This window comes from Nonomuraea sp. B10E15 (genome assembly GCF_039871615.1).
Classification (GTDB): Bacteria; Actinomycetota; Actinomycetes; order Streptosporangiales; family Streptosporangiaceae; genus Nonomuraea.
Map to the genome: position 1 here is coordinate 133,793 of NZ_JBDPMB010000018.1, position 13,947 is coordinate 147,739.

Sequence of the window (13,947 nt, forward strand, 5' to 3'; positions counted from 1 at the left end):
CGTTGTGTGCCATGTATGCCGTGTCCGTCTGCCCTCAGTGCGACCAGCCGCTCAAGACCGAGCCGACCTTCCCCTCGTGGTGCCTCTCGTGCGACTGGAACGTCGTACGCGACGGCGGAAGGCGGGAGCACGCGCGGCCGGCCCGATTATCAGCCAGGCTCGTCCGCGGCCTCCACGAGGACGTCCTCCGCTCGGAGAAGGAACCCGGCGGACTCCCGGCGGGCACGGCCCGCGTCGCCGGCTACGCCCTCGCCTGCCTGACCCACCTCCTCACCCCCGCTCTCCTCCTCCTCGCCGGCTACCTGCTGACCCGCGGCAGCCTCTTCGCCGTGCTCCCCGCCCTGGTGGCCCTCGACCTCGCCTGGCTGCTGCGCCCCCGCCCCGCCCCCTTCCCCGGCGGCGCGCAGCCCCTCACCCGCGAGGACGCGCCCGACCTGTACGCCCTGCTCGACCGCATCGGCACGGAGATCAAGGCGCCCCGGACCGACCTGGTCGCCGTCAGCGGCGAGGTGAACGCGTCCTTCAGCACCTACGGCTGGCGGCGCCGGCGCCTGGTCGAGATCGGCTACCCGCTGTGGGCGATCCTGACCCCGCAGGAACGCGTCGCGCTCCTCGCCCACGAGATGGCCCATGCGAGCAACGGCGACGACCGGCACGGGCTCGTCGTCGGCAGCGCGCTGCACTCGCTCACGGTGCTGCGCGAACTGACGACATTCGGCTGGGAGCCGGGGGACGGCCTCTCCCGCTGGCTCGCCGAATCCCTGCTGGCCCTGCTCGGACTCCCCGTACGCGGGCTCATCGCCGCGATGGAACTGCTGCTGCACCGCGCGTCACAACGTGCCGAATACCGGGCCGACGCGATGGCGGCGCGGGTCGCGGGCGTGCCGGCGACGGCCTCGCTCCTGGACGCGACGGTCACCAGGGCGGCCTCCGCCCTCTGGTTCCTGGAGACGAGCGCGCTCACGGTGAAACCCGAACGATTGTGGACGGCCCTGCGCACGTCCGCTGACGCGGTGCCCGACTCGGAGCTGGAGCGCCGCCGCCGCGCCGCCCGCCTGGAGGAGCTGCGGGTGGACAACACGCACCCGCCGACGTACCTGCGGATGGAGTGGGTCGCGACGCTGCCCTACCAGGAGGCACGGGTGGCGGCCGGGGACGCGGCGCGCGGGGCGGACGGCGCCGAGCTCGACGCGGCGGCGAGCCGCGTGGCGCGGGCCATCAGGGAGAACGCGCAATCAGCCCGCTACCGCTGACCGCGCGGTGGTCATCGGGAGCGCAACGGCTGTTCACGCCAGGGAAGATTCCTTTGCGTTCCCCCTGATGCGCGTAAGAATGGGCACATGGCAGCAACGGACCTCCCGATGCCCACAGTGGGGCCGATCTCCAGGTTGGCCCCCAAACCCATGCGCTTCGTGCTCAACTGGGGCAGGCGCTATTCGCTGTGGGTGTTCAACTTCGGCCTTGCCTGCTGCGCCATCGAGTTCATCGCGACGTCGGCGAGCCGCCACGACTTCATCCGCTTCGGCGTCATCCCGTTCGCCAACGGTCCCAGGCAGGCCGACCTCATGATCGTCTCCGGCACGGTCACCGACAAGATGGCCCCCGCCGTCAAGCGCCTCTACGAGCAGATGCCCGACCCGAAATACGTGATCTCGTTCGGCGCCTGCTCCAACAGCGGAGGCCCCTACTGGGACTCCTACTGCGTGACCAACGGCGTCGACCAGATCATCCCCGTGGACATCTACGTCCCCGGCTGCCCGCCCAGGCCGGAGGCGCTGCTCTACGGCATCACCAAGCTCCAGGAGAAGATCGCCGGGGAGAAGCTCAGCGACCGCTACGTCTGGTCCCGCGCCCACTCGTCGGAGGAGGCGTGACCGCCCGGATCGCCGAACGGTTCGGCGAGCGCGCGGAGATCACCGAGTCGTACGGCGACGTCACCGTCGACGTCGCCCCCGACGGCTGGATCGAGCTGCTGACGTTCGTCCGCGACGAGCTCGGCCACACCTTCTTCGACTGGCTGACCGGCGTCGACGACCCGCCGGACACGTTCCAGATCGTGGCCCACGTCTGCAACCCCGACGCCCGCACCCGCCTGCTGCTGCGCACCCGGGTCCCGCGCGCCGACCCTCACCTGCCCAGCGCCGTCGACGTCTACAGGGGCGCCAACTGGCACGAGCGCGAGACGTACGAGATGTTCGGGGTGATCTTCGACGGTCACCCCTACCTGGTGCCGCTGCTGCTGCCTGACGGCTTCGAAGGCCATCCGCTGCGTAAGGACTTCGTCCTGGCCGCCCGCGTGGCCAAGGCATGGCCCGGCGCCAAGGAACCCGGCGAGTCGGGGCACGGCGCCCCGAGCCGCCGCAAGACGCTTCCGCCAGGAGTTCCAGCCGACTGGGGGCCGCCCGATGCTTGACGTGGTGCTGAGCTTCGCCGTCATCCTCCTCGTGTTCCTGGTGCTGCCGCTGATCGTGGGCCAGACCGAGCACAAGGTCATGGCGCACATGCAGTCGCGGCTGGGGCCCATGTACGCGGGCGGCTTCCACGGCTGGGCGCAGCTCATCGCCGACGGGGTGAAGTTCGCGCAGAAGGAGGACGTCGTCCCGGCCGCGGCCGACCGCCGCATCTTCATGATCGCCCCTGGTGTGGCGCTCGTGCCCTACCTCCTCGTGCTGATCGCCATCCCCCTCGACCGCGGCCTCGTGGCCGTCGACCTCGACCTCGGCCTCTTCTTCGTGCTCGCCGTCATGGGCGTGGGCGTGCTGGGCGCGATCATGGCAGGGTGGGCCTCGGCCAACAAATACTCCGTGCTCGGCGGCATGCGCTCGGCGGCCCAGCTCATGGCGTACGAGCTGCCGCTCGTGCTGGCGGCCTCGTCGGTGGCGATGGCGGCGGGCACGCTGTCGATCCCCGGCATCGTCGAGGCGTGGCAGTGGTGGTGGTTGCCGTGGCAGGCCATCGGCGGCGTCGTCTTCTTCGTGGCCGGGCTCGCGGAGCTGCGGCGCCCGCCGTTCGACATGCCGATCGCCGAGTCCGAGATCATCATGGGCCCGATGACGGAGTACACCGGCATGCGCTTCGCGCTGTTCATGCTCTCGGAATATGTCGGGATCGTGGTCCTGTCGTTCCTGACCACCGTCCTGTTCCTGGGCGGCTGGCACGGGCCGTTCCTGCCCGGCTGGTTGTGGACCCTGGTCAAGGTGTTCGCGCTGGCGTTCGTGGTGATCTGGCTGCGGGTGACCTATCCGCGGCTGCGCGAGGACCAGTTGCAGAAGCTCGCCTGGGCCGGGCTGGTCCCGCTGGCGCTCGTGCAACTGGCGCTCACCGGGGTCGTCAAGGTCATCGTCTGACGGGCACAGCCCGGTCCTCCGCGCGTGACGACGTCAGGCGTAGTGGCGGTAGATGGCGCGGGCGACACAGGCCGGCTTGTCCGCCCCTTCGATCTCGACGGTGAAGTCGAGGTGCATCTGCACGCCGTCGCCGGGCACGTCCTCGACCGAGGCGACGGTGGCGGCCAGGCGGACCCGGGCGCCCACCTTGACCGGGCTGGGGAAGCGGACCTTGTCCAGGCCGTAGTTGATGCTCATCTTCACGCCCTGGATGTCGAGCACCTCGTTGAACAGCGGGATGACCAGGGACAGCGTCAGGTAGCCGTGGGCGATCGCGCCGCCGAACGGCCCGCCCGCGGCCCTGCCGGGGTCGACGTGGATCCACTGGTGGTCGTCGGTGGCGTCGGCGAAGGTGTTCACCCGGTCCTGGGCGATCTCCAGCCAGCCGCTGTGGCCGAGACTCTCGCCGGCCAGCGCCCTGATCTCGTCGAGCCCGTACGCCGTGGTGGTCATGCGTCCGTCGTCCTCTCCTGGGTGCCGAGCCCGAGCAGGCGTACGGCGTTGTCCTTCAGAATCCTCGGGCGGACCTCGGGCTTGATCTCGAGCTTGTCGAAGTCGGCCAGCCAGCGGTCCGGGGTGATCACGGGGTAGTCGGACCCGAAGAGCACCTTGTCCTTGAGCAGCGTGTTGGCGTACCTCACGAGCTGCGGCGGGAAGTATTTCGGCGACCAGCCCGACAGGTCGATGTGGACGTACGGCTTGTGGGTGGCTACCGCCAGCGCCTCGTCCTGCCAGGGGAACGACGGATGGGCCAGGATGATCCGCAGCTCGGGGAAGTCCACGGCCACGTCGTCCACCAGCATGGGATTGCCGTATTTGAGCCGGATGCCGCCCCCGCCGGGGACACCCGCGCCGATGCCGGTCTGCCCGGTGTGGAACAACGCCGGGACACCCAGCTCCTCGATCGCCTCGTACAACGGGTACGCCACGGGGTCGTTGGGGGCGATGCCCTGGATGCTCGGGTGGAACTTGAACCCGCGCACTCCGTGCTCCTCGACCAGCCGCCGCGCCTCTCGCGCGCCCGCCCTGCCCTTCCAGGGGTCGACGCTGGCGAACGGGATCAGCACGTCGGCGTGCTCGGCGCAGCTCTCCGCGACCTCCTCGTTCGAGATGCGCGGGTGCCCGGTGGCGTGCTCGGCGTCCACGGTGAACACCACCGCGGCCATCTTCCGCTCCCGGTAGTACGCGGCCATCTCGGGGATGGCCGGCTTCCGGTGCCCGTGGGCCTTGAAGTAGTCCTCCGAGGCGCCGAACAGCTCCGGGCTGAGCGAGCCGTGCCCGTCCTTGGAGATCTCCGCGTGGGTGTGCACGTCGACCGCGACCAGCTCGGCGACGTTCATGGCCGCCATGTCAGGCCCCCTGCCCGTCCGAGGCGGGGACCTTGGGCGCGGGGACCCCGTACGTCTCCGGCTCGGCGCCGACACCCGAGTGCCAGGAGGCGGCGATGGCCTCGGCCGTCCACCCTCCGTCGGCGAGGGCGACGGCCTTCTCGCCGGGGTGGGACCACAGGGCGAGGCGGTCGCCGCCGATGCCGATCGCCTGGCCGGTCACCTCCGCGGAGGCGTCGGAAGCGAGGAACACGACGAGCCCCGCCACGTCCTCGACCGTGCCCAGGCCCTCGTCCTTGCGCAGCCAGCCGGGCAGCGGCCGGCCGGTCCGCTCGGATTCCTCGATGATCGGCGCGAACACGGGAATGGTCTTGGTCATCCCGGTCGCGGCCACCGGCACGACCGCGTTCACCGTGATCTTCGCCCTGGCCAGCTCCATCGCCCAGGTTCTGGCCATCGCCACGATGCCGGCCTTGGCCGCCGCGTAGTTGGTCTGGCCGAAGTTCCCGCGCTGGCCCGCCGGCGAGGAGATGAGGATCAGCCGGCCGCCGGTGCCCTGCTCGCGCATCTGGACCGCCGCGGCCCGCGCGCAGGTGAACGTGCCGCGCAGGTGCACGTCGATCACCGCGTCGAAGTCGTCGTCCGACATCTTCCACAGGACCCGGTCGCGCAGGATCCCCGCGTTGGTGACCATCACGTCAAGCCGGCCGAACTCCTTGACCGCTGTGGCGACCAGCCGGTCGGCCACCTCGGCTGAGCCGACGGGGGCCTCGACCCTCAGCGCGCGGCCACCGCTCCCGGTGATGGCGGCGACGGCCTGCGCCGCCGCCGCGGCGTCCACGTCGTTGACGATCACCGCCGCTCCGGCTGTGGCCAGCGCCTCGGCGTATGCGCGGCCGAGCCCGCGGCCCGCACCTGTGACAACGGCGACTTTGCCGGACAGATCCATTGCATTCCCCCTGAGGTGTGAGGCGGATGAGGCGAATATATGTCGATATTGTGACGAACGTCAAAGATTTGCCTAACGTCCTGAGGTCGGCCTACTCTCGTGCTGTGACGCGCACCGACGGGGACGACGACGGGCAGCCGGCTTCGGCCCCGCGGCCGCAGTCGCTGCTGTTCAGCTTTCTGGGGATCTACGTGCTGGGCCGCGACCTTGCCGTCTACTCGGGCAGCCTCATCGAGGTGTTCTCCCGCCTGGGCGTCTCCGAGGAGGCGGTCCGGTCGACGCTGGCCCGCATGGTGAAGCGAAACCTGCTGGCCCGGCACCGCCGTGGGCGCAAGACGTACATCGGGCTCACCGAACGGGCCGAACAGGTGCTGGAGGACGGGCGCCGCCGCGTCTGGGAGACCGGCGCGGTCAACCGCGCATGGGACGGCACCTGGACCCTCGTCGGGTTCTCCCTCCCCGACAGCCTGCGCACCACCAGGCACGACCTGCGCTCCCAGCTCGTCTGGGCCGGGTTCGGCCTGCTGCAGAGCGGGCTGTGGATCGCCCCCGGCACCAAGGACACCGGCGATGTCCTCACCTCCCTCGAGTCGGGCGATCTGCGGGTCGACGACCACGTCACCGTGCTGCAGGCCCGGGCGCTCAAGCCCACAGAGTCGGCCGACCTCGTCCGCAAGGCCTTCGACACCGAGCAGATCGCCGGCCGCTACCGGGCCTTCCTCCGCCGCTGGGACACCCCGCATCCGGTGCCGGCCGCGGCCGACGACCTCGCCCGCCAGCTTCTCCTGCACACCGACTGGCTCCAGCTCATCCGGCAGGACCCGCATCTGCCCGCCGAACACCTGCCGCAGGACTGGCCGGCGATCCGGGCCGAGCAGGTCTTCCACACGCTCGCCCGCGTCTACGAACAACCCGCGCGTGAAGTGGCGTCGGCGATCCTCGACACGTCCGGCGTACGGCAGGACCCACCCTGACCCCGCCCGGCGCGGAGCTCTACCCGGGTCGGGCCATGACGACGTCCTCCAGCCACCGACCGACGCGTTCGACCATGTCGTCGTCGAAGGTGCGGGTGTCGACGTTGTCGGCATGGATCTCGAGCACGGGAAACCCGGCCGCCTCCAGTGCCCTGGCGGTGAAGTAGCTGCCCCGGGGGTCGTCGGAGACCAGATGGACCACGCCGTCGACGCCGTGCGAGCGGGCCTCCTTCACGTACCACTCGCTCGACCACGGCGGGGTGTAGAGCTGATCGCTGAAGGCGGCGAAGCGCGCCGCCAGCGCCCTCATGGGGTCGTCGCCGTAACGGATATAACCGTCGGCGGCGACGGCGAGGTACATCGACCAGACGAACACCGCCCCGTACTCCTCCTGGAAGCGCTGGTAGAAGCCCATGTCGTACCAGAGGCCGCGGCCGATCCACATCAGCCTGGCCCGCTCCTCCTGGCACGCGCCCACGCCCGCGTCGACCCGGTCGCGCACCTCCTCGTAGAAGCGCCTGGCGAGGTCCCTGGCCCACTCGGTGCCGCGGTGCCACTGCGGGAGCATGACGCTGGGGATGCTGTCGACGACGCCGAGCGGCGCGGGCCGGGCGCGGGCGACGAGGGCACGCGTCTTCCTGTTCCACTCCCCCTGCTCGTTGGCCAGGGCCATCACCTCGCGGAAGCGGGACTCGTCGAACCGCCTGCCGGTGGTGGTCTCCAGGAACCTGACGAGGTTCTCCAGCTCCGCGGTGAGCAGATCCAGCCTGGCCGGGCCGACGGCCTCTTCCCACCGGTGCGGCATGAGCTCCCACCAGTTGACGGGGACCTCGTTCTCGGCGGCGCTCTCCAGGGGGTAGAAGGTGACCCCCGGCTCCTGCCCCCAGATGTCGAAGATCTTGCGGGTGACGTCGCCGGAAGCGTCGCCGACGACGATGTCCGGCCCCGGCAGGCCGCCCCACGGGCCCGCCTCCGGCTCCGGGTCGAACGCGGAGCCGAGGGTGACCGCGTTGTACTGCTCGGAGTAGTCGGGGTAGCCGCGCTGCCGCACCAGCTCCAGGTAGTGCCCCGACCGCTGCTTGGCGGTCACCAGAGAAGCCCACCATTGGCTGACCGCGTACGGGATGTCCATCGTGCGGAAGATCTCGTGCGGGACGTCCGCGTTCAGCAGGGCGAACGGCTCGCCGGCGGCGACCCGCCCGCGCAGGTCGGCGAACCATTCGCGCTGGTGCCTGCCCGCCTCGGCCGCCGTGTCGAGGGATTTCACACTGCGCGATCTCACGTTGGGCATGGATGTTCCTTCCGCAGGGCGGCCAGATCGGCACGCCCGTAGTCCTGGTGCTCCAGCAGCACGGCGGGGATGTCCAGCGCCGCGCGCTGCGCGGGGAAGTCCCAGGCCGGGGCCTCGTCTCCGGCCCTGCAATAGGCGACGAAGAGCTCGGCCCCGCAGTGCCGTACGGCCGCCGCCGCGCGCGCGGCCCGCTCGCCCGCCGTGCCCCTGTGGGCGGTCGGGCCGCCGTGGTGGTAGCGCTCGGCCAGCGCGTCGAGGCCGCCCGCGCCGACCGGCTCGTTCACGAAAGGGCCGCCGAAGGAGTGGTCCTCACCGACGATCACCAGGCCCTCGGACTCGATGGCCTCGTACACGTGCGGCGTGTCGTGGTCGCTGCCGCTCAGGAAGACGCGCCGCCCCGCGTGCTCCGGGAGCTGATCCGCCTCGACCAGCAGCCGTTCCAGCAGCGCGACGTGCTCGTCCACGGGCAGGACCGCATTGGCCACCGCGAGGAACTGCCTCCCCGTGAGGCGGGCGGGCACGGCCCTGCGCAGCTCGGCGGCGGCGGCCAGCAGCCGGCGCCGCACGTCGTGCGCCGCCACCGCCCCGGCCAGGTCGAGGGGGCGGCCGGTCCAGGCCTCGAGCCTGGCGGCGAACTCGCCGATCCTGCGCCGGTTGTACCGGGCGGTCGTGCGGTGCGGCAGGTGCAGGATGTCCACCAGGTACGCCTCGGGCAGCCCCGAGCCCGGCTCCACGCGGCACAGCTCGCGCAGCGCGTAGAACAGCCGCAGGGACGCCTCGCAGTCGCGCGAGACCACGATGCGATCCAGCTCGCCGAAGGAGCCGGCGAGCAGCCGGGCGAGCACCGAGCGGGCCACCGGGTCCACCCCGCGGCCCAGGTATCGGTCTCCGAGCGCGGACCCGGACCCCGGGTCGCCCGTGAGACGGAACGCACCGACTCCCGCGGCGGTCAGCAGCTCGACCGGCATGTCCGCCCCGACGTAGCCGACGACCGCGGTCCGGCCGCCGGTCCGGCCCTTCGAGGCGGCAGGAGGCGCGCCGCGCCGGGCGTACGCCTCCTCCAGCGCGGCCAGGGCCGTGCGCACGTCAGATCACCCCTTCCTCGGCCAGCTCCTTCAGCTCGGCGCCGGAGTAGCCGAGCAACCCGCCGTAGATCTCGGCGTTGTGCTCGCCGAGGCCGGGCGCCGGCCGGTCGAGCGCCGCCTCCGAGTCGGAGAAGCGGATCGGCACGCCGGTCCCGTACAGGTCCGCGTGGCGGCCGTGGCGGGGATGCTCCAGCGGCACGACCTCCTCGCGCTCCAGCACCAGCGGGTCGCGCACGCCGTCGCCGGGCTCCCGCACCTCGGCTGCGGGCACGCCATGCCGGGTGAGCAGGTCGAGGACCACGGCGAGCGGCCGGTCCGCCGCCCACGAGCCCACCAGCTCGTGCAGCTCCCCGGAGTTGGCCACGCGCGCGTCCCGGGAGGCGAACCGCGGGTCCGCGGCCAGGTCGTCGCGCCCCATCGCCGCGAACAGGCCGCGGGCGAAGGCGTCGGTCGGGCCGCACAGCGCGAACCAGCCGTCCGCGGCGGGAAACGTGCCGAACGGCGCCAGCCTGGGCACGGTCGTCCCCGTGCGCATGGGCAGGCCCAGCTTCTCGTAGGCGTCGAAGGGCTCGCACGCGACCAGCGAGGTGAGCGCCCCGAGCATGGACACGTCCACGTGCTGGCCCTGGCCGGTCGCGTCGGCCCGCAGGACCGCGGCGAGCGTGCCGATCACCGCGTACAGCGGCGCGACCAGGTCGCCCACCGGCAGCCCGAAGCGGACAGGCGGCTCGCCGGGGGTGCCCGCGGTCATCATCACGCCGCTGAGCGCCTGGATGATGGTGTCCATCGCCTTGCCCGAGCCGGGACCGCCCTGCGCGCCGAACCCGCTGATCGACGTGCACACGATCCGCGGGTTGATCGTGCTCGCCCAGTCGTGGCCGATGCCGAGCCGCGCCGTGACGCCGGCGCTGTAGTTGTCGATCATGATGTCCGACACCCGGACCAGACCGGCCAGGACGTCGCGGGCGCGGGGGTGCTTCAGGTTCAGCGTGACGCTCTGCTTGTTACGGCCCCGCAGGAGCATCGACACGGACATGTCGTCGTCTCCGCCGCGGGTCAGTGCCAGCCCGTCGGCGCCGAGATAGGGGGCGTTGTTGCGGGAGCTGTCGCCGCCGGTCAGCGGATTCTCCACCTTGATCACACGGGCGCCGAGCCCGGCCAGCAGCAGGGTCGCGTACGGCCCGGACAGCGCGGTGGTCAGATCGATCACCGTACGGCCGGCCAGCGGGCGTTCAGCCACGCAGCACCACCTCGTCCCCCTCCCAGCGGAACTCCGTCTCCAGACCCGCCTGCCGCGTGATGCGCTCGATGTACTCCACGACCCGCCGTCCCTCCTCGTCGTCGCCGAGCGGCACCGGCCGGCCGGCGCCGTCGATCCAGCAGGGCACGAGACCGGCCGAGACCAGGCCGTTCCGGTCGAAGCGGCAGAGCGCGATCGCGGTGTTCCGGCTCTCGGGATGAAAGGGGTAGTACGGCATGTCCGGGTCCGGGGCGAAGCCGTACAGCTCGACTCTGCGGCGCGCCCACGCGGCCCGCTCGCCTTCGTCGCCTGTCGCGGGCGTCAACGCGTGGGTGACGGTCACGAAGTTGCCCAGCCCGTGGTAGATCGGCCTGCCGCGGTACATCTCGACGCCTCGCATGATGTGGGCGTGGTGGGCGAACACGGCGTGCGCTCCGGCGTCGACGGCGGCACGGGCGACGGGCCGCTCGTACATCGCCAGCACGGCGGGTGTGTGCCCGACGCCCTTGTGCAGCGACACCAGCACGACGTCGGCCTCGGCGGCCAGGGCCGCCACGTCGGCCGCCAGCCGCTCCAGGCCCGCGGGGTCGGCGAAGGTGTAGACGGCGGGCGGCCCGCCGGGGCTGGCGTGGTCGAGCTCGTAGTGGGTCAGCACCTTGACGTACGCGCAGCCCGGCTTGCGGCTGGTCGCCCAGGACTCGCGCGGCCCGACGCAGTTGTAGCTCAGCACGCCGATCCGCAGCCCGCCGCGCTCCACGACCGCGGGACGGCGGGCCTGGCCGAGGGTCATGCCGGCGCCCGCGGTGGCCAGCCCGGCCTCGGTCGCGTACCTGATGGTGTCGGCCACTCCCTGGTCGCCGACGTCGTAGACGTGGTTGCCCGCGAGCGTCACCACGTGGAATCCGGCCTCGGCGACCGCGGAGAGCGCGGCGGGATCGGCGGGCGGCGCGGGTACGTCGGTGCTGACCTGGGCGGTGGACGTGCTGTGGGGCACCTCGATGTGGCCGATCACCACATCGCCCCGGCCCAGCGTCTCCCGTGCCGGGGCGAAGAAGGACGCGGGGTCGGGCTCGTCGACGACGAGGTCGCCGACGGCCATTACCGTGCAAGTCAAGAGGTGGTCTCCTCCTCGAGCGCGCGTTCGTCAGGGGTTGGGGCCGCGCGCCCGGAGAAGCGCGACAGGAAGGCTCGCAGACGGGGCGAGGCGGGATTGTCGAAGATCTCCTCGGGAGTGCCGGTCTCGACCACCCGGCCCTCCTCCATGAAGACGCAGCGATCGGCCACCTCGCGGGCGAAGCTCATCTCGTGCGTCACGATGATCATGGTCATGCCGCCGCGGGCCAGATCGAGCACGACGCTCAGCACCTCGTCCACCAGCTCGGGATCGAGAGCGCTGGTGGGCTCGTCGAAGAGCATGATCCTCGGGTGCGTGGCCAGGGCCCTGGCGATGGCGACGCGCTGCTGCTGGCCGCCGGAGAGCATCCGGGGGTGGGCGTCCGCCTTGCCGGCGAGCCCCACCCGCTCCAGCAGCCGCAGCGCCTCCTCGCGCGCCTCCTCGGGGGCGCGGCCGTGGACCGCCACCTGGGCCTCGACGACGTTGCGCAGCACGCTCCAGTGCGCGAACAGGTTGAACTGCTGGAAGACCATGCCCATGCGGCCGCGCTGGGCGGCCACGCGGCGGTCCGGCAGGGGACGCAGGTGGCCCCTGTGCATCTCGTGGCCGAGCAGTTCCCCGTCGAGGTACATGGCCCCGCCGTCGATGTTCTCCAGCTGGTGGACGCAGCGGACCAGGGTGGACTTGCCCGACCCGGACGGGCCGATGACGGTGACGACCTCGCCCTCGTGCACGTCCAGGTTCACCCCGTCGAGCGCCAGGTGGTCGCCGAACCGCTTGCGCACGTCATGGACGCGCAGGACCGGTGTCACCGCTGCCCCCTTCCGAAGTGCTGCTCCAGGCGCCGCTGGCCGAGCGACAGCACGGTGACCACCGCCAGGTACCAGGCGCAGGCGACGATCAGCAGCGGCACGATCTCGTAGGTCCTGTTGTAGATCACCTGCACCGAGTACAGCAGGTCGGCCATCGCGATCACGCTGACCAGGGAGGTGCCCTTGAGCAGGCTGATGAACTGGCTGCCGGTGGGCGGGACGATCACCCGCATCGCCTGCGGAAGCACGACCTTGACGAAGCTCTGCCGGGATGTGAAGCCCATCGCGCGGGCCGCGTCACGCTGCCCGCCGTCCACGGCCAGGATGCCGGCCCTGACGATCTCGGCCATGTACGCGGCCTCGTGCAGGGTGAGCCCGATGACGGCGGCGGTCAGCGAGCTGATCACGGAGTTGGTCGGCCACGAGACGAAGGTCGGGCCGAACGGCACGCCCAGCGAGATCCGCGGCAGGAGGTAACCGAGGTTGAACCAGAAGATCAGCTGGACCAGGGGTGGTATGCCGCGGAAGACCGCGACGTAGACGCCGCAGGCCCAGGCCACCGGCCTGAAGCCGCTCAGCCTGCCCGACGCGAGAAGCACCCCGAGCACGCTGCCCAGCGCCATCCCGATGACGGTGAGCAGCAGCGACATGCCGAGACCGCGCAGGATGTTCGGGTCGAACAGGTAGGTGCCGACCACCGGCCATTCGAACCGCGGGTTGGTGACGAGGAACCAGGCGAACTGCGCGACGAGCACGAGGAGCACGGCTCCGACCACCCAGCGCAGGGGGCGGATGCGGGGACGGGCCGAGGCGACGTCCACGACCTGCGGCGCCGAGCTCACTGCGCCGCCGCTGTGTTCATCCGGGGTTCTTCCACCGCCACCTTCTGGAGCCCGTACCTGTCCATGATCTTCTTGTACTCGCCGTTCTCGAAGATCTCCTTGAACGCGTCGAGCATGACCGGGCCGAGACCGCTGGACTTGGGCACGAGCATCGCCAGCTGGTCGACGCCGGCGCCCTGCTCGTCGGTCTGCGTGACGTACGTGAAGGCGTCCTTCTGCTTCACCATCACGTCGAGGGCCGCGCTCTCGGTCATGCCCGCGGCGTCGGCGCGGCCGGACGTGGCGGCGAGGATGGTGCCGTTCGTGTCGGCGAAGCCGATGAAGTCGATCTGCGGCTTGCCCTGCTTGGCGCACCATTCGGTCAGGCGCTTGGCCTGGTCCTCCACGATGCTGCCGGCGGTGCCGGCGACCCGCTTGCCGCACAGGTCACCCGAGCTCTTGATGGCCGAGGACCCGGCCTTGGGGATCAGATAGGAGGTCCGGGTGACCATCCAGACGATCGCGTCGAACTGCTTCTCGCGCTCGGCGGTGTCCTTGACCGGCCCGTTGAAGGCGTCGTACCTGGAGGCGAGCATGCCGGAGAGCGCCGCGGGCAGGCCGCTGACGATCGAGATCTCGGTGCGGACCCCCAGCGCCTTGCCGAGGGCGTCCTGCAGATCCTTGTCGATGCCCGTGACGGTCTTGCCGTCGTTGGCGACGATCCGGTAGGGCGGGTGGGAGTCTCCGGCAAATCGGATGACGCCCGTCTCCTTGACGGCATCGGGTAGGGCGTCGTACAGCGCCGTCGCGCCGGCCGGCCGCTGCGTCTCACCGCCGCCTCCGCCGCATGCTGCGGCACCGGCGAGAGTCAATACCGCCGCACTCGCGAGAACGGTCCTGGGCAGTCTCATGGTGGTCCTCCCGCGACCGGACTAAGGCTGCAGTTA

At 71.3% G+C, this 13,947-nt stretch carries 15 protein-coding genes; 5 read left to right on the plus strand and 10 right to left on the minus strand.

Features of this window, described 5'->3' with window-relative positions; genetic code table 11:
* The first annotated feature begins 20 nt into the window (after window positions 1–20).
* From ABGB14_RS36560 to nuoH, 4 genes are all read left to right on the plus strand, one after another.
* Complete coding sequence (locus tag ABGB14_RS36560) at window positions 21–1,253, plus strand: M48 family metallopeptidase (protein ID WP_347648422.1); 1,233 nt, start codon at window positions 21–23, stop codon at window positions 1,251–1,253.
* 150 nt (window positions 1,254–1,403) lie between these two features.
* Window positions 1,404–1,874: an NADH-quinone oxidoreductase subunit B family protein gene (locus ABGB14_RS36565; RefSeq protein WP_347648492.1), complete on the plus strand. Its 471-nt coding sequence runs from the start codon at window positions 1,404–1,406 to the stop codon at window positions 1,872–1,874.
* A complete protein-coding gene (locus ABGB14_RS36570) occupies window positions 1,871–2,413 on the plus strand; it encodes an NADH-quinone oxidoreductase subunit C (protein ID WP_347648423.1) in 543 nt (180 codons plus the stop codon). The genes ABGB14_RS36565 and ABGB14_RS36570 overlap by 4 nt, the downstream gene beginning before the upstream one ends.
* Window positions 2,406–3,347, plus strand: a complete 942-nt coding sequence (gene nuoH, locus ABGB14_RS36575; RefSeq protein WP_347648424.1) for an NADH-quinone oxidoreductase subunit NuoH — start codon at window positions 2,406–2,408, stop codon at window positions 3,345–3,347. Before ABGB14_RS36570 ends, nuoH begins: the two co-directional genes overlap by 8 nt.
* Before the next feature lie 33 nt (window positions 3,348–3,380).
* Here the strand turns inward: nuoH and ABGB14_RS36580 are convergent, their stop codons facing one another.
* Genes ABGB14_RS36580 through ABGB14_RS36590 form a run of 3 tightly spaced genes read right to left on the minus strand, consistent with a single transcriptional unit; the run spans window position 3,381 to window position 5,663 of the window.
* Window positions 3,381–3,839, minus strand: coding sequence for a MaoC family dehydratase (locus ABGB14_RS36580; protein ID WP_347648425.1), 459 nt, complete (start codon window positions 3,837–3,839; stop codon window positions 3,381–3,383).
* The gene (locus tag ABGB14_RS36585) at window positions 3,836–4,735 is read right to left on the minus strand and encodes an amidohydrolase family protein (RefSeq protein ID WP_347648426.1); all 900 of its coding nucleotides are present in this window, start codon (window positions 4,733–4,735) and stop codon (window positions 3,836–3,838) included. Before ABGB14_RS36585 ends, ABGB14_RS36580 begins: the two co-directional genes overlap by 4 nt.
* 1 nt (window position 4,736) lies before the next feature.
* On the minus strand, window positions 4,737–5,663 hold the full coding sequence (locus ABGB14_RS36590; RefSeq protein WP_347648427.1) for an SDR family oxidoreductase: 927 nt from the start codon (window positions 5,661–5,663) through the stop codon (window positions 4,737–4,739).
* A gap of 104 nt (window positions 5,664–5,767) precedes the next feature.
* Between ABGB14_RS36590 and ABGB14_RS36595 the strand changes: the two genes are divergently transcribed.
* Window positions 5,768–6,637 (plus strand): PaaX family transcriptional regulator C-terminal domain-containing protein, encoded by an 870-nt coding sequence (locus ABGB14_RS36595; protein ID WP_347648428.1) that lies wholly within the window; start codon window positions 5,768–5,770, stop codon window positions 6,635–6,637.
* 19 nt (window positions 6,638–6,656) lie between these two features.
* Here the strand turns inward: ABGB14_RS36595 and ABGB14_RS36600 are convergent, their stop codons facing one another.
* The 7 genes from ABGB14_RS36600 to ABGB14_RS36630 are packed head-to-tail and all read right to left on the minus strand — an operon-like array spanning window position 6,657 to window position 13,911.
* Window positions 6,657–7,928 (minus strand): 2-hydroxyacyl-CoA dehydratase family protein, encoded by a 1,272-nt coding sequence (locus ABGB14_RS36600; protein ID WP_347648429.1) that lies wholly within the window; start codon window positions 7,926–7,928, stop codon window positions 6,657–6,659.
* Window positions 7,916–9,013 (minus strand): 2-hydroxyacyl-CoA dehydratase family protein, encoded by a 1,098-nt coding sequence (locus tag ABGB14_RS36605; protein ID WP_347648430.1) that lies wholly within the window; start codon window positions 9,011–9,013, stop codon window positions 7,916–7,918. The genes ABGB14_RS36600 and ABGB14_RS36605 overlap by 13 nt, the downstream gene beginning before the upstream one ends.
* Window position 9,014: 1 nt before the next feature.
* The gene (locus ABGB14_RS36610) at window positions 9,015–10,253 is read right to left on the minus strand and encodes a CoA transferase (RefSeq protein WP_347648431.1); all 1,239 of its coding nucleotides are present in this window, start codon (window positions 10,251–10,253) and stop codon (window positions 9,015–9,017) included.
* Window positions 10,246–11,367 carry a CapA family protein gene (locus ABGB14_RS36615; protein WP_347648432.1) on the minus strand — a complete coding sequence of 374 codons (1,122 nt, stop codon included), beginning with the start codon at window positions 11,365–11,367 and terminating at the stop codon, window positions 10,246–10,248. The genes ABGB14_RS36610 and ABGB14_RS36615 overlap by 8 nt, the downstream gene beginning before the upstream one ends.
* On the minus strand, window positions 11,364–12,179 hold the full coding sequence (locus ABGB14_RS36620; protein ID WP_347648433.1) for an amino acid ABC transporter ATP-binding protein: 816 nt from the start codon (window positions 12,177–12,179) through the stop codon (window positions 11,364–11,366). Before ABGB14_RS36620 ends, ABGB14_RS36615 begins: the two co-directional genes overlap by 4 nt.
* Complete coding sequence (locus tag ABGB14_RS36625) at window positions 12,176–13,021, minus strand: amino acid ABC transporter permease (RefSeq protein WP_347648434.1); 846 nt, start codon at window positions 13,019–13,021, stop codon at window positions 12,176–12,178. The genes ABGB14_RS36620 and ABGB14_RS36625 overlap by 4 nt, the downstream gene beginning before the upstream one ends.
* Complete coding sequence (locus tag ABGB14_RS36630; RefSeq protein WP_347648435.1) at window positions 13,018–13,911, minus strand: transporter substrate-binding domain-containing protein; 894 nt, start codon at window positions 13,909–13,911, stop codon at window positions 13,018–13,020. The genes ABGB14_RS36625 and ABGB14_RS36630 overlap by 4 nt, the downstream gene beginning before the upstream one ends.
* Window positions 13,912–13,947 lie beyond the last annotated feature (36 nt).